The sequence below is a fragment of the Clostridium thermosuccinogenes genome (assembly GCF_002896855.1).
Taxonomy (GTDB): domain Bacteria; phylum Bacillota; class Clostridia; order Acetivibrionales; family DSM-5807; genus Pseudoclostridium; species Pseudoclostridium thermosuccinogenes.
In genome coordinates this window covers 1,074,241-1,094,418 of record NZ_CP021850.1, presented here as the reverse complement: position 1 = coordinate 1,094,418, position 20,178 = coordinate 1,074,241, and the positions used below count along the sequence as shown (strand labels likewise).

The 20,178-nt window shown below is 41.3% G+C and carries 16 protein-coding genes; 3 read left to right on the top strand and 13 right to left on the bottom strand.

Annotated features, from left to right (window positions below; all coding sequences use genetic code 11):
• Window positions 1-243: 243 nt before the first annotated feature.
• The 3 genes from CDO33_RS04800 (at window position 244) to CDO33_RS04790 (ending at window position 3,019) form a co-directional block, all read left to right on the top strand.
• A complete protein-coding gene (locus tag CDO33_RS04800) occupies window positions 244-810 on the top strand; it encodes a DUF6431 domain-containing protein (RefSeq protein WP_103083291.1) in 567 nt (188 codons plus the stop codon).
• A gap of 78 nt (window positions 811-888) precedes the next feature.
• Window positions 889-2,223 (top strand): DDE-type integrase/transposase/recombinase, encoded by a 1,335-nt coding sequence (locus CDO33_RS04795; protein WP_103083290.1) that lies wholly within the window; start codon window positions 889-891, stop codon window positions 2,221-2,223.
• Window positions 2,216-3,019, top strand: coding sequence for an ExeA family protein (locus tag CDO33_RS04790; protein WP_103083289.1), 804 nt, complete (start codon window positions 2,216-2,218; stop codon window positions 3,017-3,019). Before CDO33_RS04795 ends, CDO33_RS04790 begins: the two co-directional genes overlap by 8 nt.
• 190 nt (window positions 3,020-3,209) lie before the next feature.
• Here CDO33_RS04790 and CDO33_RS04785 read toward each other — a convergent pair whose 3' ends face one another.
• The 13 genes from CDO33_RS04785 to CDO33_RS04730 all read right to left on the bottom strand — a co-directional run bounded on the left by CDO33_RS04785 (window position 3,210) and on the right by CDO33_RS04730 (window position 20,158).
• Window positions 3,210-3,680, bottom strand: coding sequence for a hypothetical protein (locus CDO33_RS04785; protein WP_103082379.1), 471 nt, complete (start codon window positions 3,678-3,680; stop codon window positions 3,210-3,212).
• Between the two features lie 146 nt (window positions 3,681-3,826).
• Window positions 3,827-4,678 carry a hypothetical protein gene (locus CDO33_RS04780; protein ID WP_103082378.1) on the bottom strand — a complete coding sequence of 284 codons (852 nt, stop codon included), beginning with the start codon at window positions 4,676-4,678 and terminating at the stop codon, window positions 3,827-3,829.
• A 789-nt stretch (window positions 4,679-5,467) separates the two neighbouring features.
• Complete coding sequence (locus CDO33_RS04775; protein WP_161496687.1) at window positions 5,468-6,664, bottom strand: MFS transporter; 1,197 nt, start codon at window positions 6,662-6,664, stop codon at window positions 5,468-5,470.
• Window positions 6,665-7,121: 457 nt separating this feature from the next.
• Complete coding sequence (locus CDO33_RS04770) at window positions 7,122-9,605, bottom strand: transglutaminase domain-containing protein (RefSeq protein ID WP_103082376.1); 2,484 nt, start codon at window positions 9,603-9,605, stop codon at window positions 7,122-7,124.
• Window positions 9,606-9,658: 53 nt separating this feature from the next.
• Window positions 9,659-11,029: an alpha-L-fucosidase gene (locus CDO33_RS04765; protein ID WP_103082375.1), complete on the bottom strand. Its 1,371-nt coding sequence runs from the start codon at window positions 11,027-11,029 to the stop codon at window positions 9,659-9,661.
• 1 nt (window position 11,030) lies between these two features.
• The gene (locus CDO33_RS20765; protein WP_161496561.1) at window positions 11,031-11,168 is read right to left on the bottom strand and encodes a hypothetical protein; all 138 of its coding nucleotides are present in this window, start codon (window positions 11,166-11,168) and stop codon (window positions 11,031-11,033) included.
• Window positions 11,169-11,401: 233 nt separating this feature from the next.
• Entirely contained in the window at window positions 11,402-12,460 is a 1,059-nt protein-coding gene (locus CDO33_RS04760) for a carbohydrate ABC transporter permease (protein ID WP_103082374.1), read from the bottom strand.
• Window positions 12,453-13,403: a carbohydrate ABC transporter permease gene (locus CDO33_RS04755; protein ID WP_103082373.1), complete on the bottom strand. Its 951-nt coding sequence runs from the start codon at window positions 13,401-13,403 to the stop codon at window positions 12,453-12,455. Before CDO33_RS04755 ends, CDO33_RS04760 begins: the two co-directional genes overlap by 8 nt.
• 14 nt (window positions 13,404-13,417) lie before the next feature.
• Window positions 13,418-16,075 carry a DUF5696 domain-containing protein gene (locus CDO33_RS04750; protein WP_103082372.1) on the bottom strand — a complete coding sequence of 886 codons (2,658 nt, stop codon included), beginning with the start codon at window positions 16,073-16,075 and terminating at the stop codon, window positions 13,418-13,420.
• 15 nt (window positions 16,076-16,090) lie between these two features.
• On the bottom strand, window positions 16,091-16,753 hold the full coding sequence (locus CDO33_RS04745) for a YIP1 family protein (protein ID WP_103082371.1): 663 nt from the start codon (window positions 16,751-16,753) through the stop codon (window positions 16,091-16,093).
• Window positions 16,750-18,294: a hypothetical protein gene (locus CDO33_RS04740; protein ID WP_103082370.1), complete on the bottom strand. Its 1,545-nt coding sequence runs from the start codon at window positions 18,292-18,294 to the stop codon at window positions 16,750-16,752. Before CDO33_RS04740 ends, CDO33_RS04745 begins: the two co-directional genes overlap by 4 nt.
• 12 nt (window positions 18,295-18,306) lie before the next feature.
• Window positions 18,307-19,248 (bottom strand): carbohydrate ABC transporter permease, encoded by a 942-nt coding sequence (locus tag CDO33_RS04735; protein ID WP_103082369.1) that lies wholly within the window; start codon window positions 19,246-19,248, stop codon window positions 18,307-18,309.
• 1 nt (window position 19,249) lies between these two features.
• Window positions 19,250-20,158, bottom strand: a complete 909-nt coding sequence (locus CDO33_RS04730) for a carbohydrate ABC transporter permease (protein WP_103082368.1) — start codon at window positions 20,156-20,158, stop codon at window positions 19,250-19,252.
• Between the last annotated feature and the right edge of the window lie 20 nt (window positions 20,159-20,178).

Below are 20,178 nucleotides of genomic sequence, written 5' to 3'. Positions count from 1 at the left end.
ACTTTCAATAGTTGCTTACACCTATAATCATGTTGCGGTCAGCTTATGCCTTCTTTCCTGCTGCATCTCCTTATACTGTTTCTGCCCCGGATAAATGTCCCGGAGTTGCTCAAGTTGCGTGACCGTTTGCACGTATGCTAATATCTTCCTGGAAGAAAAAAAGGAGGATATGATAAGAGCTTTGAATATATATGTTAAGTGTTCCAGCACCTAACCCTCAAAGCCCTTTAACACATTTGTAATATGATAATAGCATATCTGGGGCGGAATGTTAAGGAGTATCGCAGAAATTGTTTAAAATTTTTGGAAAGGCTGGAGTTGATATGCCCGAAATGCGGCGGGAAAACAACCTTTCATGACAGATATGCACGTCATGTGCATATGGGCGAGGAAATTGAATGGATTAACATATTCCGTGTAATCTGTAGCAAGTGTGGGAAGACACATGCAATCATACCGGATTTCATCAGGCCGTATAAGCATTACTCGGCTTGTGATAGCGAGCTGGTCCTTCGGGACCAGGAGGACGGTATACCTCTTGAGGAGATTGAGACTGCCGCCAGCATATCCACATTAAGGCGGTGGGTAGAAGAATTCAGGCAACGGGGGCGGCAAGCTGCAGGAGCATTAAGAGCTATACTGTACAGGTATTATGGCAAGTTTGTCAATGAGCTGGAGATGATAGAAACAAAGGTATTCCACATGATTGAGCGGCTGCTTGGGTTACTGCCGCAGATAGAAAGCAGCCATCTTGCCATAGGTGAAACGAATATGTGGCTAACAAATCATCTGGCAGGAGTATTTGTATAGAAAATTCCCACATAGTTTGCGTAGCTGTCCGGAGTTCCCTTCTGATAGGCTTTAGGAAAAAGCACAGGAGGGATCGAAATGATAAACAATGAAGTATTGGAAAAAGCATTAAAGAAACATGAGATCATATCGCCGCTATTGCAGCCGGATCTGGATGAGGCGGAAAAGCGGAGAATACGGCAGGAGATACTTGAGAGGGAAGGAATTTCGGAAAGGACACTTCGGAGGTATCTTGCAGCGTACCGGGAGAATGGTTACGAAGGGCTATTACCAAAGATACGAAAAGATACAGGGCAACAAAGAGCGATATCTCAGGAAATATTAGATCGGGCAATCGAAATAAAACAGGAACTGCCGGAGAGAAGTGTCAGGAGGATCATAAAGATCCTTGAAGGCGAAGGGATTGTCAAAAAAGGAAGTGTCTCCAGAAGCACCTTGTCCAGGCATCTTTTGAAGATGGGCTTTGGTGCAAAAGACTTCAGAAATGTTCGTATAGAAGGAACGACAGCCCGCCGGTTCGTCAAAAACGGAAGGAACACATTGTGGCAGGCAGATATCAAATACGGTCCGTACATACCGACTGCCGACGGCGGTAAGAAACGGACATACATGGTGGCATTTATTGACGATGCGACGAGGCTGGTGTGTCATGCAGAATTTTACGACAATCAGAGGCTTCCGATATTGGAAGACAGTTTTCGCAAGGCAATATTGAAATACGGCAAGCCGGAGGCAGTATACGTTGACAATGGCAAGGTATTTATCTCGAAATGGTTCAGAGTAGCATGTGCAAAGCTGGGAATCCGTCACATGAACACAAAGGCGTATTCTCCGGAGAGCAAAGGCAAGATTGAGAGGTTCAATGCCACAGTTGAAGAGTTTTTCCAGGAGATATCGCTGGAGAAAGCAAAAAGCCTGGAGGAACTTAACCGCAAATTTCGGGTATGGCTGGATGAAGGGTACAACGGGAAGCCTCATAGCAGTTTAAAAGGGGTTTCTCCATCGCAGGCGTATGCAAGTGATCCAAAGAAGGTGCGGTTTGCAACTCCTGAAGAATGCCGGGACGCATTTTTATGGGAAGATACAAGGAAAGTTGACAACACAGGCTGTTTCAAGCTGCAAGGGATAGAATATGAAGCCGGAATCGAATACATAGGCAAAAAAGTGGATGTGCGGTATGATCCTTTTGATATGAGCCTTCTGGAGATATGGTACAATGGTGAGCGCCGAAAGACAGCAACCCCGCTGAAGGTTGGGGAATACTGCTCAAAGGTTGAAAAAACACCAGCAACGAAATCGGCGACTCATTCACGGCTATTAAAAATATATGAGAGCGAGAATGAAAAGAGGCAAAAACGGCAGACCGGAGCATTAACCTTCAGGAGCATGAAGGGCGGTGACAGAAATGTTTGAGCAGTACTACAACTTTCTGCACACGCCGTTCACCCGGGATATACCGGAGAAGCATTTGTATAGCAATCCGGAGCTGGAAGAGGTCTGCAGCAGGCTTGAGTATGCGGCCCGGAACCGGTTGTTTGCAGTGATAACGGGAGATGTTGGTACAGGAAAGACCACAGCCATAAGGAAGTTTGTTGGGGCGCTGGACAGCAACCGGTACAAGGTAATGTACATAAGCGATTCGGCGTTGACACCGAGGAATTTTTACTGGGAAGTATTGAACCAGCTGGGATGTGAAGCGAAATTCTACAGGAGCGATGCAAAACGACAACTAACGAGAGAGATCAGCAACCTGATTGAAATACAGAGACGTATTCCTATAATCATCACAGATGAGGCACACCTACTTTCAAGGGAGATGCTGGAGGAAATCCGGTTTTTACTAAACTTCAGGATGGATTCGTATAACCCAATGAGTTTAATCCTGGTAGGCCAGAGTGAGTTGAAGGACATCCTGAAGAAGCAGATATATGAGGCAATATGCCAGCGAATAGATATCCGATATCATATGATGCCATATGATCGGCAAAGAACCGGTGAATACATAAGAAAGCACCTGGAGTATGCAGGAGAAAGCCGGGAGATATTTACGGATATGGCGGTAGACGAGATATATGAATATTCTCATGGAGTACCGCGAAAAATCAACCGGGCGTGTACAGCTTGCCTTTTACATGGGGCACAGGTACAGAAAAAAATCATAGACGATCATGTGGTAAGGCTTATTGTTGAGGAAGAATTGAACTGGTAGTTAATATGCCCTGTCCGTATACATCTGCGGACAGGGCTAATGAGCAAAACTAGCGGTCAAAAAGAATGAGCAGATTGCGGTCAAAGAGGCCGAACAGCGACACTTATACCTCAATATGATTCTGTATTATTGGGGAGGAAAACACCAAATACCTGCATGTAATGTTCATATCATTAGTTTGACATTTTTCTTATCTAGCTTTCGGAAATAAGGATTCAACCTTTTTAATCTCGATATTTCCGTATCCTTGTAATTCAAGTATTTTTTCATCAACTTCATTTTCGGACAGATGGGATATTTCATTTTCCTTAGTATCTATTAACCCTATTTCTAAAGCATTATTTGGAGTTATTCTTTTATAAATAATATACCTTTCATTCCAGCCAACTTCTTTGATGTCTGCACCAATGTAAGTTTTATAAATATATTCACTACTTTCTTGCACTATAATGTTTTTTCCAGGATAAACTCTATATAACGCATAATCATTAGGCATCTCAACTCTACCATTATATTCTTCTGCAGCTTCAGATACAAACCATTCAATAAGGTTATGCGCTATCAAAGGAAAGTTTTTTACAAATATAAATATTATAGTTGAGTAAATAGCTAATACAATTAAAATTAAAAATATCCATCTTTTATATTTTATAATTTGCATTTAACATACTCCTTGTACAATTAAGAGGCTTTTACTTCAAAAGCATAGGCCTTTTTATTCCATTTGCCTGGTATGTTGTTTACTTTTCTTCACAAAAAATAATGCTGCAAATTAACTGCAACATTATTTTATTATAAAATTCTTAACTATTTAGAATCTTGTATGTAAATATTTATAGGATATGGAACTATTGCACCAATAGCTTGAGAAATAGTTGCATAATTGTTAACCAGCAATACAAACTCATTAGTTATATCACTATAATTAGACCATTCAAAATCATACGTATCGTATACCCATAAATAGATATTCCATGTACCATTAATCTTTTCTGCAGCTGTTAATGTCCCTACTTTGTGCAAAGCTAAGAATAAATCTTTAGTAGCATTATCCTCAGTCAAAGTCATACTGCCCGATTCACTGTAATATTTACCAGTTTGCTTTTCAAGTTTACTCTTAAAATCGGAAAGCAATTTCTCGCACGCTTTAGTATTCTTAACTTGATTTGATGCATTTCCTCCTACCTCACTAGTAAGCGTAGGAGGGTTATCTTGTAAAGAATTATATAAGCACTGAGCAGCTATTGGGTATCCTGCGGCATTAAGAATTCCTGCTCCTATTATCCACTGTGATCTAACAAAATTTTTGGTTAAATTTGGATCTGGCACTATAGCAGATGTACCACCAGATATAGAATCAAATATAAATGAACCTTTCTGTATTACATTGTTGGAAAACTCTATTATATATTTTTTAGCATACTCTTCTCTTACTGCAAAATCATTTGGATCTTTTTTATCTTTTTTAATCTTTTCTTCTATGAAGGTATTGTACTCCTCACCTAATTTATTAAGTTCTGATGTTATAACTACGTCATCTAGACTTACCTCTGATTTTGCTTTTTCCATTTGAGCTTTGACAAAATCAACATCTTTCTTATATTTTTCCTCTAATAATATAGTATCTTCCGCTGCATCTTTATCTTTAGGTGTGGCCATAACTCCACTGCTAAACGATAATACTATTAATAAATTACAGAGTATACCAGAGAGTAACCTTTTTAAAAAATTGTCCATAATATAAACATTCATTCCATATAAAGAATATACTTTTTCTTTTGTAAAATAGTTGATATTTACACCAATAGCTTTTTTGATGAATCTTTATAATAGGCTCTTAACTATATCCAAAATCAAAACACTGTTCTATAGTCAGGATATGGATATATGCGAGAGCCTTATTGCTAGATCAGGAGATCTTACATGTGGCATGATATCATTCCTTTCATCACAAATAAATATATTGAAGTATAGTAATAATATATCATAATTAGAATAATCTGTTAATACATGTGTATGTTCTTTTTTCATAACACTATGTTCTAGACGTTATGTTTTGTTAAACATATATAGAAAGAAAGTTAGAAAAACACTTAAGGGATAGTATCAGTATAACATGACATACATTAAGCTATGCTATATATTAGCAAATCAAGTTTCCTACTGTAAATTTTTCAATTACTCTTTAAATAGACTGACGTGGAAGTCAACTATTCGACTACTATGTATATGGTGAGCCAAAATCATACAATTTACAGATAGTGTCCCAATTGTAATCTATGCGGTAAAGAAGAATTATTAAATAATAAAAGCTATAGAACATATCAATCAAAAGATTAATTATAAAAACTTGAAAACCTACATTTTATATAATGTTAATATTTTAACAGTGTAGATAAAGTAAAAGGTGTATGCAAATTAAATAATTTAGAGTTGCGAGTATAACCTCTACTGCCTGAGAACTGTTCCTGTATTCATGACATTTGCTTTTCTATCCATACGGAAATTCCACAAAAGCATGATCACTGAAATAATGTATATGACCAGTCCAAAGGTTATGGTAAAATTAGCTCCAAACTTGTCAAACAAAAATCCAAACACCGGAGCACTAAAAACTGCCGACATCCCGATTGTTGTCTCACATAGACTCATACAACTGGCTTTATATTTTTCGGGAGCCAGTTCATATAAATAAGTCTTATATGAAGATGAGAGCAGTCCATAAGCAAAACCGGATAATGTGCCCAATAGAGTTACTGCAAGAGCACTGTTGAATATCAAAATGAAGGTCAATCTCAACGTCTGCAGCAAAAATGCCACAAACACAAGCTTTTTGCTATGGAATCTTCTCAAAAGCCTTGTCGTAAGGAAAAATGTCACTATCTCAGGAGATGCATCAAAAAAATAGGTAAAACCCAGATTGAGTGGTCCTCCGCCATAATCGCCTATCAAAACTCCCAGGTAATTGTATATTCCTTTCACTACAAAGCTGTATATGAATATCAGAATTACCATCGAAACCAGAGGCTTTATCTTTATTATCTCTTTTAAGGCATCAATTGCAGAAACCTCTTTTGAAGTCCTTTTATTATCCTTAGTCCCCTTTATACCTGCCTTTTCTTCCTTATCACCTATAGCGAATATTGCCAGCAAGGTCAGACAAACACATGCTGCGATATACCAATAATATGCTTTCCATCCAAAGAACTGGAGAGTCAGCCCTAATAAAACTCCCGAAATGCCATATCCGATAGATCCGAAGCCCCGGATTTTCCCGTAATCATTTAGTTCATTGCTGGCCTTCAGGCTATTTATACACCACACATCGGAAAGAGGTACTGTTCCACATATAAAGAAACCCCATAAAAATATCAAAACATAAATCTGAATGCTTGATTTTGCAAAAGCCAGCAATGTGGCAATCAATATTCCCGTAGCGGTTGATAATGTAAAAACCTTTTTTATGTTCCCGGTTTTATCTGCCAGATATCCAAAAACATTCTGGCCTATTAAGGCCGATACCATATAAATAGTGACCGCAATCCCTATTTCTCCTTTGGTAAAGCCTATATCTCCAAGGTACATGGTATACATTCCCGTCACGCTGAGCATCATCGCCCAATATACAAACATAAACACTCTCATTTTTCTGATGATGTGCTTTTTAGAGTTCCCCACCATATATCTATTTTCATTCCCACCTATCTTTTATTCGCAGCATGCATAACGCAGGGGTTATACTTAGAACGACATGAAAATGCTTCCTGCATCTCGCATACAGATTAGAGTATATCACAAGTATAGTGAAAGTTCATCATTTTTTAAGAGCATCTTCTTTAATTTATATAGGTACTTAAACTCACTTTTACATCCATATTTCACATTAGCTTTTCCTTGATGCTATGGGTTTTGCATTGCTTATCCCGATTTTTCCATGAAGGATATATATTAAGTAGTGATAATATGAACGGGATTTTTTAGTAGGATGCATTTTTTAAGGTTTTTTTCTCTCACTTTCATAGGCAAACGAAAAAGAGGGCAGATTATACCACCCTCTTAAGTGTGTATTCTTTATTCTTAATTCTTATATCTATAAAATTCACTATATGCACTTTAGCATCAGGTCAACGGAACCCACACAGTATCCGCTGCAATAATATAATGCTGCCATGCCTTCCGTCGTCTTACGAATCATGGTCTGTACTGGATAGTTTCCTGCTGGGAGTCCAAGCCGGGCAAGCAGTTTCTCTGCAAAGGTTGTGTCTTCCGTCTCAATGAGCCTGATGTCCGGAAATTCTTTCAAAACCTGCTCCAGAGTATGGTTTCTTCCGGCAGCAATCAATACAATTCCCACCTGTCTGCCCTTAATTGTCTCTGAAGCATTCATCAGTTCCCTGAGGAAATGCTCCGTCGGCTCCTTGGCAGGCTCTATGTAAGCCAGAATGTTGTATTCCCGGTATAGGGCAGAAGATAATCCGATATCTACCGGTTGGGCAGGTATATTGTCATCCGGCAGGGTTATCCATTCCATTTGATTTCTCTCCTTAGGTATGGAAACTTCCAGAACAACATCTTCTCCCTTTTTCATTTCCAAATAATATGCATTCAGAAGCATGGAGCCGTCTGTCAGCCTTTGCCCCGTCAGAACCCGATAGCAGCCTTCCTCCAGATCAAATTCAGAGGTTTCGTGCCTCCAGAGGGACAGAGTTTGATACTCCCCTCCCACCAAACGGGCGATTGTAAAATTCCTTGCGTACCGAAGCTTTTCTTCACAGTTCAGCGTCAGCTTGGACGTTTCTTTTGCCTTGCGGGACACTAAACGCACAAATTCTCCGTCTTTATAATACTCCAGTTCCCCGTCAACAGGGTTGAAACGGGCTGGTATGCCCAGACTCCGGCAGATGGATACAAACAGCACGTCCCTTGAGACCTTGGAACCCCGTTTCAATTGCAAAGTCCCTTTAGCCGAAGCTATTAAAGTCTTGTAGTCCATCTCTGTCGCATCCTGAATTTCTTCATTTATAAAATCGTAAATCCTGCGAGGGTTTTCTGCAAAAGCTTTTTTGGTCTCTTCATTAAAATAGCTGTTTATAAAAGCTCTGTAGGGATAAAGCATCTCCGTAAGTATCCGCGGGTTTAATACATACTTAGCAAAAACATCCTCATAATAGCAATCCCTGTAAGGGTATGCATATACCAAATGATCGTTCAGCATCTCGCAGGTGCTGTCTGTTAAATCCTTTTCAGGCAGCGCCTTTAAAAGCAATATTTTATACTTGAAAGGTATTCCGTTATCCCCATCAAGAAATTTAATGATCTCTTCATGATTGCCTTTGGATTCCATCAGAAGGTGGACAATATCAGTATGGAAACCTTCATAGCTTTTAGCTATTTCCCTGCCTCTTTCTTCTGTGATAAAGGTGTTTTCATATGCCGTACGGACCTCATTGCAATGCTGTATCCGTGCCGCATGGACAGAAGGGTCTCCGGGCATATCCTTGTCTTCTGCTTTGCCGGCAGGTGGCACAAATTTCATCGTGCTGGTTCCTGTTTCCTTCAATACGGCGTTGTTAAAATCCAAGATAACGGTGTCCTGCATGCGGACATCCACCTTATGTGTCAGGAACCTTTCCCCGTCGGTGGCATGGATTTGCAAATCACCGAGACCGGTGGTAAAGGAAACTTCGCCATTGCTATCCGCTTCCAGCACTGCAATAGGGGACAGCTCACAGGAGTTTGGTATTTCAAACCGTATTTTTATTTTTCTAGCACCGGTGTTTTTCACTTTGACGGTAAGTTTTTTAGCTTCGGCATAATTTCTTGTCAAATTCAACTCATTATATATTTCGTTCCCATAAGTAATTTCTTCATTGCTGTAAAATATGCCGGAAAACGCCCGGGTATGGATCAACATTCCCCTGGAAGCCGGACCGGTAAACCATCCACGGTCGAGAGCAGGCTCCGGCTCGCATGCACCCAAAAACCTCCATCTTCCATCTATATACACTTCCACCCAAGCATGGTTGCTGTCACAATGCGCCCATCGCGGAGTATAAATCTGCCGCGCAGGTATGCCTACACTTCTCATAGCAGTCACGGTAAATGTGGATTCCTCTCCACAGCGCCCTTTAGCATTCCTGATAAGCGTCAGCGGTGAAACCGTCCTGGGATTTGTAGCTTTGTACGTTGCCTTTTCGAGGCACCAGTAATTTACCTCCAGAGCAGCATCATACATAGTCTTGCCTTTTATGCGCCCGTACAGCTCATTAAAAAACAACTCCCGGTTATACTCAATATTCTCATTATTGACGCGATACTGCAAAACATAGTTGAGAAAAATATCTTCCGGGATGTCCACGTTGAATATGTTCATCTCATGGACCTTCAATGTCTGCCTGATAATTTTCAGGAAAAGCGAGGCATCATAAGTTGCCAGGTCACTTACCGGCATGTAGGCATAATAATATTTCAGGCATATGCGTTCAACATCCGTAGCGCTGTCAAAAACTTCCTTATATCTGGCTACGTCAGCTTCCACACGTTTAAAAGCTTTTTCAATCTTTTCTATCGTTTTCGCCGTAAACATAAATGCCTTCCCTTCTTTTATATTGCCATTCTTATATCAACACATTGTCAAACTTAGCCTTCTTCATCAGATAAGACAAATACATCGCATACGGGAGTCTTGCCCTCTCTATGCGGCACTGTCACCTTTATGCCTTCAGATGTCCGTTTAAAGGAAATCCTTTCACCAGAGCCCATCAAAGTAACTGATTTGCAGTCAAAATCCACAGGTATGGTGGTTTCCGTTATGAGCTCCTGATTTTCATCGGAGTACAAATAGAAGGCATACACTTTACCACCTTTTTTTGTGAAGGCAAAATTACCTGTACGATATGGTGCACATGGCCTCGTGCCATAAATGGCGTCGCCATACACCTTCAGCCACTGCCCGAGATCATGAATGGAGCGCAGCGCCTGTCTTGGCAGCCTTCCGTCAGGCTGAGGGCCGACATTCAGAGCCAGATTTCCTCCTTTTGCCACTATGTCAATAAGCAAATGCGCTACCTGCCGCAATGGCTTGTAATCATCACCGTAAGCAAAAGAGAAAGAAGTTCCGAGGGTGATGCAGCTTTCCCACGGTATATCCATGGGTTCGTCGGGCACAGTCTGTTCGGGAGTTACATAATTCTCATACACCCCACCCACAGTTCTGTCGGCTACGATTAAGCCTGGCTGAGTAGTTCGTCTTATTTCCTCAATAATATCATACAAGCGGATATCCTGGTTGTTTTGAGGACAAACCCATCCGGCATCCAGCCACAAAATATCCACTTTCCCGTAATCAGTCAGAAGCTCTCTTAACTGCTCGTGGGTATACTCAACGAATTTATTCCAAAGCTCGGGATACTCCTTCGTGTTATAGGTGGTATTCCTGTTCTTGAAATGGCTGTGCTCATGCCCTTCCGCCCAGTAGTACTCACTATGCCAGTCCGCTTTGGAAAAATAGGCAGCTATACCCAAGCCTTCATTCCTGAACGCATTGAACAAATGCTTTACTATATCCGCATATTTGTTGTTCCGGTAGGGGCAATCCTTCCCGGTTATTTTATAATCCGTCGTCTTGGTATCCCACATGCAAAAACCATCATGGTGCTTTGTGGTGAATATGAGATACTTAAAGCCGCCTTCCTTGGCGATTTTCGCCCACTGGTCAGGCATGAAACGAACCGGGTTGAAGGTCTTGTTCAGATCGATATATTGCTGTTTGAACAGCTCCATATCCCCGTCTACCCAGTCGATGCCGTTTCGCGACCAACTGCCGTCCTTATCGGATAATGCCCAGGATTCAACAACTCCCAGCTGGCAATAAGGTCCCCAATGCATCATAAGTCCAAGCTTCTGATCCTTGAACCACTCCAACCTTTCCCTTACCAGTGGATCTTCCGGTGCAATGTAATCGTATTTATCGGTATAATTATGCACTCCCTGGTTTACCTTGTCCGCCATATCACACTACCTCCGAATACAGTATTTCATTTTTTATATAATAAGGAAATATCCTGGGATAAAAATCCCAGGCTTCCTGCTTCATCAACCTGGCCACCTTCTGTCCCTGAGGATTAAGTTCAGACAATTTCCGTTCCATTGTGTCCTTCCTCATAATCCAAAGTCACATGAAAGTGGTGCAGGTCTTTATGGCTAAAATCACGAGAAGATGGCACAAATTTCCCGCTTTTTGCCGGTATGTCCGCTCCATAAATTCCTAGTCTCTGTAGACTTTTATCTTACTATGCCTCTATCATCCTACTATATTTCTATCCTGCTATACTTCTATATTTCTATCCTGCTATACTTCTATCCTTCTATATATATATGATCCTAGCCTACTATACCCGATCTTTCTATACCCTCAACAAAGTGCTTTTGCACTATGAGGAAGAATACGATCAGAGGCAGGATGATAAGAAGGGAGCAAACCGTCAATATCATCTTATCATAAGCATCCGAAGTGAGCTTTAAAATATCCGGCGGCAGCTTTGAAACCACATTGCCTATGGCAAGCTGCACATTGCTTGTACCACCGCTTGCTGCACTTAATCCGCTCAAGCGGATGCGCAGATAGTCGTTTGTTGGATTGAACAGGCGTGGAAAATATGTGTCGTTCCAGTTCCAAACAAAGCTCAGGACTCCAACTGTTAGTATGCCAGGCTTGGAAATCGGAAGAACAATTCTTAAGAAGATGCGCAGCAATCCCGCACCATCCACATATGCCGCTTCTTCCAGTTCTTTCGGAAGTCCCTTAAAGAACTGGCGGAAAATGTACACAAATAATCCGGAGTTCAACCCTTGCCCCATGGCTGCCAACAGCCACATCGAAGCCGGCTTGCCCAGCAAATTCAGCTTGTGTCCGGTTATCAACTGAAAGATACCCAAAATGTCAAAGTTGCGCAGATATACATACTGAGGAAGCATGACTGAGGATGGCGGAACAACTATTGTAAAAATCACCAACGCAAAAAGGAGCTTGCTTCCTCTAAACTTCAATCGGGCAAAAGAATATCCGGCAAAAGCTGCGTTGAAAATTTGGAGCACCACTACCACAAGGGTAGAAAGGGTTGTAAATACCACTCCTTTTGGATAATTCATTATAGTGGACGCCACAATAATATTATCGAAGACCGGCATCTCCGGAACCCATATGGAACCCATCGAACCAATATCATAGGGATGGGTAAATGATTGCGCGATCATCCTCAATAGAGGGTATAAAATCATATAGGACAGGGATATTATAAGCGCATATCTGAAAACTACGAATATAGTTTTCTTGACGCTTTTTTCCACCTTGGCGCGGGTTATCCTGGTCATACTTTTTTTCGTATTGAGTTTTTCTCCGACGGCAACATGCTTTTGCTGCAAACCTGCCATATTAGTCATAATAGAACACCACCCTCGATATCAGAAATGAAACTAAACTTACTACAATCACACTGACCAGCATATACACCGTCGTCATAGCTGCGCTAAGGCCATAATTGGCCTGTACGAAAGCCACATCATACATACGCTTGATAATTCCGTATGTTGTACCGCTTATCGTCGTAGTGTGACGGAAAAATCCATCTATTATGCTGTATACCGTAGACACCAGCACCATAGGAGAAAGCATGGGTAATGTAACTTTCCAGAAAGTTTCATAAGTGGTTGCCCCTTCAATTTTTGCCACTTCATACAGCGCCGGAGAAATTGTCTGCAGTCCAGCCAGGAATATAAGCGTTGGAAGTCCTGAATTTGCCAGTACTCCGAAGATATTGCTGACCGCCGCAGAAACAAAGCCGGTGATGAAAGTAGGCAGTCCGGTATTGGTAAGAACATCAAGGATAAACCTGGAACCAAAGTCTGCCATACCTGAAGTCGTCGCAATCTCCTTGCTTATGACATCACTTCCCACAAGACTTGCACTAGCTATATCCGTACCCATAATGATGGGGATTAAAAATATCGTACGGGCTACACTGCGCCCGGGATATTTGCCGTTTATCAGAACAGCTGCCAGCATCGAAAAAATGATCACCACCAGCACCTGGGGAAATGTCTTTTGAAGCATTGTCAGCATCAGCCTGTTAAATATGGTGTCCACTGTGAAAGCCTGCACATAATTGCTGAATCCGACAAAGCTTTTGGTTATTCCTCCCTCAACCACTTTTACTTTATTAAAGCTGTATATAATCGACTCCACAAGAGGCTTCAGGAAAAAAATGAGGAACCCTAACAGCCATGGCATCAGAAATATGACTCCCCATAAGGACTTTTTTCTTGTAAGTCCAAGATGGTAATACCATCCTCCGCTTTTTTGTTTTACTGTCCTGGATTTTACCATGTTATTCCACCTCGCTATCCTTTGATTGTGTATGAAAGAGGCTCAATTTTAACTCCATCTATTGTCTTCTCTTCTTTGCCATAGTTTATAAACACCGTCAACCCATTGGTATACTCAACTTTGACAAGATCGCTGCTTATAACCTCGTGGTTTTTCATCTCAGCGTCCTTGACCTTCTGGTAAAACTCATTATACTGGTCGTAATAGTCACCTATCTTGCCTTCCCAACGGCTGAATTGAGTCTGGAAATAAGGCTTCATATTAAAATTCTTGGATATATAGGCTTCAGTCAATTTGCTCTCATTTTCATGAGTCATAATCCATTTCAAGCTGCTTTTTGTTTCAATAGCCTTTAACAGATACTTTTCAAAGCCTTCCAAACTGTACTGGTTGTAGTCCTCCATGGAATAAGGCACGTCATTTTCCAGTACCATCTGCACAAAGGGCACGCTGTAATCCACTATCCGGCGGCCGCTGTTACTTGTAGGAAGATCGGTTATATAGCTGGCATAACCAAAAGCATAGCTGTTGGCGTTTGAAAACATCAGCTTTGTATCCTGGTTCAGAGTATTAAAGGCTTCCTCAATAAGAGGTCTGGCATCTGTACGCAGAAGCTCCTTTTTTGTATTAAAATCACCATACAGCAAAAGTGCTGAATTGCTCAATCCCAATCCGTCAATTTCCAGCTTTTTCACCCATTTCTGTATGCTGGAGGCATACTTTGGCAGGAAGCTTGGAGAAAGCAGCCATTCCCTGATCTTGTTCGTCTGCCGGGTAACAATGTTGAAATTGGGCATTATTGCTTTTGTATTGTCCAACAGCCTTGAAATATCCCTATTATCTCTTACTCCCCATGTGGAGTATGTAGTAAGCATCTTTATCTCAGGAAATAAGGCGACACCTTCCTTCTTGGCGAAGGAAACCAGTTCTTTAAAACCTTTCATTCCCCCAATGCTTCTGATGACTTTCAAGTTCTTATAGATGGAATTTTTCATTCCTCCATTTGCCCAATCCGTATATTGCAAAACGATATTTTCCACACCGTCTGCTTTTAGCATTTCTAGTATTTTCTGAGCCTCATCGGTAGATGTCATGCTTGTATAGGATGTGTATGGAATACCCAGGAACATTTTTTCCGTAGGCACCGATGCCAGCAATTCCAAGAATAACGGAGCATTTTCCGGTACAGGGTTTTCCTTTAAAGCGCCCTTCTCCTTCAAATAGCTCTTGTACTCCTTGGCCATGCCGGTATAATTTGCATTTTCTCCTTCCAGCAGCTTATATCTCATGGTAATGTTGCCCTTGTATCCGTTCTTGGCATACTTTACCACAAAGCCGCCGTCTTTGACGGTCATGGCGACCTTTTCCATGTAAAGCAGGTCGAACTTCGCATATACCTTATTAAATTCGTCTACCTTGCCTGATACGTCTGCGCTGACCGTAGCCAGCTCCGCACCCTCTTCAATAATTCCCAATATTGCGGTATCGTTTTTCTTTATTCCGATAACCGGGAGGGTGGATTGCACAAAATCCTCAGTGTAAAAATAGGGGCTGTTCAGCAAATTCTTGCCGTAAATCGGTATGGAAAGCACATCGGTATAAGTTTTTCCACTGTTAAAATTTATGATCCCACCGGAGCCATCGGGAACAAAAATGTATCCCTCGTCATATATATCACCGGAAAGCAGATATGGCGCCAGCGTCAGTTCGGAAACAGGGTGCTTTTCATCCGTCACTATATTTCCCACTGGAATACGGACTATCAGATCTTTTCCATCCAGTATATATTCCACATCAACCTTCAGTGTGATATTGGTACTTGCCTCTTCCTGGCCCCATTCGGCATTATCCTTTGCCAATTCTTCCTCATTGTATTTTCCAATCTCGTAGAAGAAGTTATACATTCTCTTAAGTTTAGGAATAGCTACCTGTGTAGGAGTGCCATCCTTCTTTTTGGCTGCCCAGTTTCGGACATACCTTTCTTTTTGCTCGGTATAATATCCATCCTTGCCAAGCAGTTCTTTCCGCTGGTTTTCATCCAGATACTGCAGCACCAGCTGTTCCATTCTCTCCTTGTTGATAAACATGGGAAACATGGAAAGATTCACTGCCGACTTGTCACCCAAGGTAAAGCTGCACCGGATTCCATTTTCAATAGGACTATATTCCACCTGGCCTAACTTGATGCTCTTGGTGTAGCTATCCATCGTCTCTATAGTCGCTCTTACCTTGTCGGTATAATATGTCAGAGAAAAATCCGATTTTTGCAAATTCTTTATCACATCATTGCCAAGCTGACCGTTCATAATTTTTGTATCATAGTAATTACCGGTCTTAAGCGAAACAAGTCTAAGGGCGTTCACCGATTTATCAATGAGCAGTTCGGCTTCACTGTTTTTTGCCACAGTTTCAAAGGAAAACTTATAGTCCTCAACTTGTTTGACATCCTCTAATGAAACACCTTCCGTAGGTTGTTCCACGCTGTCTGCAGTTGCTTGTGCACTGTCTACAGCTTCTACCTCACTCTCTACAGCTTCATCAGTTTCTTCAACACTCTCTATAGTTTCTTCTGCACTTTCCGCAGCTTTTTCCTCATCTGCAAAAGTGGGCACCTGTATCTGGACAAGTAATATAAATACAAGCAGAAGAGCCAACAGTTTTTTCATTGCCATATCACCTGCCTCCTTCTAAAATCTCATAGCTATTTCCTTAAATACCGTACTGAAAAAGACAAATACTTCGTTGGTAAGCGTAATGAACAATGACAGCACGAACACTATTATACACATGGCTAATATTGTTAATATAACCATCAGCAGTGATTTTGTAAAGGTATATTCATGTATCATGACTAAACCAATAAACAGATAAAGCATAAATGCCACTGTGCCAAAAGCATAAAAGAAGGTTGAAAACGCTGCTTCCTCAGCAGTAACAACATTGGAAAGTACCAATCCTATCACATCGAGGATAAGCTTGGGAAAGGAGGCATATGCATATACCATGAAAATCTGTTTAAGGGAGCCACTGCCATTTGTAATCGTCGTAACGCTCCAGTTGCCAAGGACAAAGAGTATAACCGGAGCAATGGTCATTATCAGAATATAAGGTGTATTAACAACCATATTTTCCGAATAATAACCTGTGATAATAAAACCTTTGTAGGTTGAGTCACAGATATTAAAAAGGCACAAAAGCACCATCATTGCAAAGGCAAAGTATGGATTGCCGCGGTCTTCATACTTCAAATCGCCAAATCCCTTAAACGGCCGTGAAATAATATACAATGGAAAGTTGATGAAATCCTCTTTGAAATTAACCGCTTTTAGTTTTTGAATCAAAGCACTCATCCATTTATACCTCCATCCAGCTTTTTATTGGCTCTCATCTGTTGTCTGATCATCTTTACTGCCATTGAAATAACAGCCAGCACTGCGATAACCAGGACGAACGTTCCGAAATTATCACTTATGAAGTCCTGCCTTGTCTTTTTGTAAGCTTCGGAATAGTAATCCACATCCTGACCAAGGCGGAAATATTTCTGAGCCAATTCATGATCGCCGTCACGATAGAGAGCCTTACCGATACCTACATAAGCATATTGGAACGAAGGATTATAATCTATTACCTTTTTCCACTCTTCAGCTGCGGCACGGTAGTCGGACTCTGCCTGGTATTTAACCGCATTATGGATGCTCCGGCCATAATTGTTCAATTCCAAAACTTCAATTGACATATTGCCACGATCAAGAACTAAAAGCTTATCATCACCTAAAAACTTTATGTCCACCGGCATCTTGAAACGTCCTTCGGTGGTCCCGGATTCCCCTATGGCATAAAGCATATATCCATCATCATCATAGGCAAAAATTCTTGAGCGCTTTGAATCCAATACTGCGTACACACCGTAGTCATTTATATCCACCGCAGTAAGCAAGGATTTTCCTTTAGGTATGTTCTGTCCGTATTGGTTTACATGTAAATCCCCCTGGGGATAAATTCCTGTTGAGCTGGGATAACGCAGAATATTTTTTCCTTTTGCGTTCAGCTTCCTTATCGGCTCCTTCTCATCTTCACCGGAAGCGGCCACCGTTGCATACACAAAGTCGTCATTATCTATGGCTATGTTGCTGAAATTCACAGGAAGCCACTCTGCCGACCGGGCACGCTGTGCTTCCGTCTGCAGCGATCTCCAGAAAAGCTCGATAGGTGTATAATTTACTTCCACAACTCCAAAATACCGCGAAAATGTACCGTCTACATTAAGCTCCACCAAGCCTTCATAAACATTGTTGGCAACTATATACATCCTCCCTACACTGTCTACGACAATTTTCAGCGGTTGATAGGCCACATTCTCATTGATCACGATTCCTTCCGGTCTGCCCAGGATGCGCTTTAAAGTCCAATCGCTGTTGAAATGCAGCACACGGCCCTTTTGAGGCTCGCAAGCGTACAGCTCTTCGTCCTTCGTCACGAACAAACCGTTGATATCCGTCAGCTCCTGAACGCCGTTACCATCATCAATGCTTTTTATCACATGCTTCCTGTTGAAATCATGATCGGTTATGATAATGCTGTTTCCGGAAGAAATATAAATATACTTTTCCGATACAAACATGCTGTTTGCCTTATAAAGGCTATCCGCACCAATATCCTCGGCATATATGCTTTTTACATAATTATAAGGACTGGGAGCGGGAACGGGATAAAAATCTTTCGACCCTTCTCCATGCCGGTAATAGGTATAACTGTTTATTCCCGAAGCAGACACTTCCTGTTCCATGAAGGTTACGGATAGCAATGCAAAAATAGCCACAAGCAAGGCCAGCATCCTATTTAGCTTTATTAATCCCAAATTACGTCGAGCGCCTGTTTCTTTTTTCTTCATATATATCACCGCCTAATCCTTCATTCCAGATGTAGTCATGGTCTGCATGACATTACTTTGCATAAAAATGAATATTACAGTGGGAATTAAGAACATTATGATGGAAACTGCTGCCATAACGCCTTGTCTGGCAATACCAGAGCTTGCAATCTGACCCAGGGCATAGCTCAAAGTTTTTAACTCTTCACTATAAATATATGTCCCTCCTGTCACACCCCACATGGATTGGAAAGATATTATAAACAGTGTGATCCACGCAGGCTTCACCGATGGCATGATCACCACCCAGAGTGTAATAAACTCATTGGCACCGTCAAGGCTGGCAGACTCGATGAGGGATGACGGTATCTGTTCCATAAAGTTCTTCATAAGGTATAATCCCAATGTTGATGAGCAAGCAGGCAAAATAATCGCCCAGTATGTGTCGATCAAGCCCAATTTTGAAATTATTATGTAATTGGGTACGGCAGTAACCGCAGTGGAAAACATGAGGGCCAAGACGATAAGCTTCGAAATAAATTCACTGCCAAAGAACTCATATTTTGCCAGAGGGTAGGCTGCCATGGAGGAAAATAATATTTGCCCGGCTGTCCCGACAAAAACAATGAAAATAGTGTTAAATATATATCTGGAAAGCGGCACAAGGGAATTGGAATATATCGCTCCCAGATCAAAAAAGTTATCCAATGTCGGATTTTTTACTATAAGATCCGGTGGAAATTTCAAAAGCTCATTAAGTGGCTTAAAGGCATTGCTGAACATAAAAATTACAGGAAACAGGAACAGAAATGCCAGCAAAGCAAGGGAAATAACGAGCACTATATTTCCGCCGACAGAACGAGTACTCTTTTTATCGGTGAAAAATCTGATAAAAGCATTTTGGGGTCTACGCTTTACCTTGATTTTCTGCCTCTGTATACCGATAGACGGTTGATTTAATTTCGTAATAGCCATATTAAGTTCCCACCCTCTTCAAAAACTTTTGCACAAGCTGGTTAGAAATCACCATTATAGCGAACAGCACAACTGCAATGGATGAAGCGTAACCCATTTCCATACGGATGCTTCCATAGTCATTGAGGTGGTTCACAATCGTATGTGCAGCGTAACTGGTGCTGGGGAATCCTGTCAGGGCAACGGTTATATCCCCGACTCCAAGGGCGGTGGTGATGGACATAACCGCACCAAACATCAACTGTGGTTTCATGTTGGGCAAAGTGACATACCAGAGCTCCTGCCAGCGATTCTTGATCCCATCGATAGCTGCGGCTTCATATTGAGCTTTGTCAATAGTTTGCAATCCTGCAATAAAAGATAGAAAACCAAACCCAAGGCTCATCCATAGTGAAACCAGTACGACAATCGGTATCATGTACCGGGTGTCCTGCAACCACAAAATCGCCTTGTCAATAAAACCCCAGTTCAGCAGGTTGGCATTTAAGTACCCATAGGGGTCTCCTGAAAAGATTAAAGCAAATATCAAATATACGTTTCCCGAAATACTGGGAGCATAAAACACAATTGTAAGTATGGCCCTGATTTTTGTGGGAAGCTCATTTATAAGCCACGCCATCAGAAAAGACAGCAGGTAACCTATGGGACCGGTAATTACAGCAATAACAAAGGTATTCTTGATTGCCGTGGTAAAAATACTGTCAACCAAAAACAGCTTTCTATAGTTGTCAAGGCCCACGAAATCAGGCTTTTGAAGCACATTAAAATTGGTAAAACTGAGCACAACGGAACTAAGCACCGGTAAAATATTAAATGTAAAAAACAAAATCAGAAACGGAAGCATCATCAAATACAAGTTTTTATTTCTTCTGAAGTTGTATTTTCCGTTTGCTCGTATTTTGTCACCCATGGCGTACTCTCCTTCCCCCT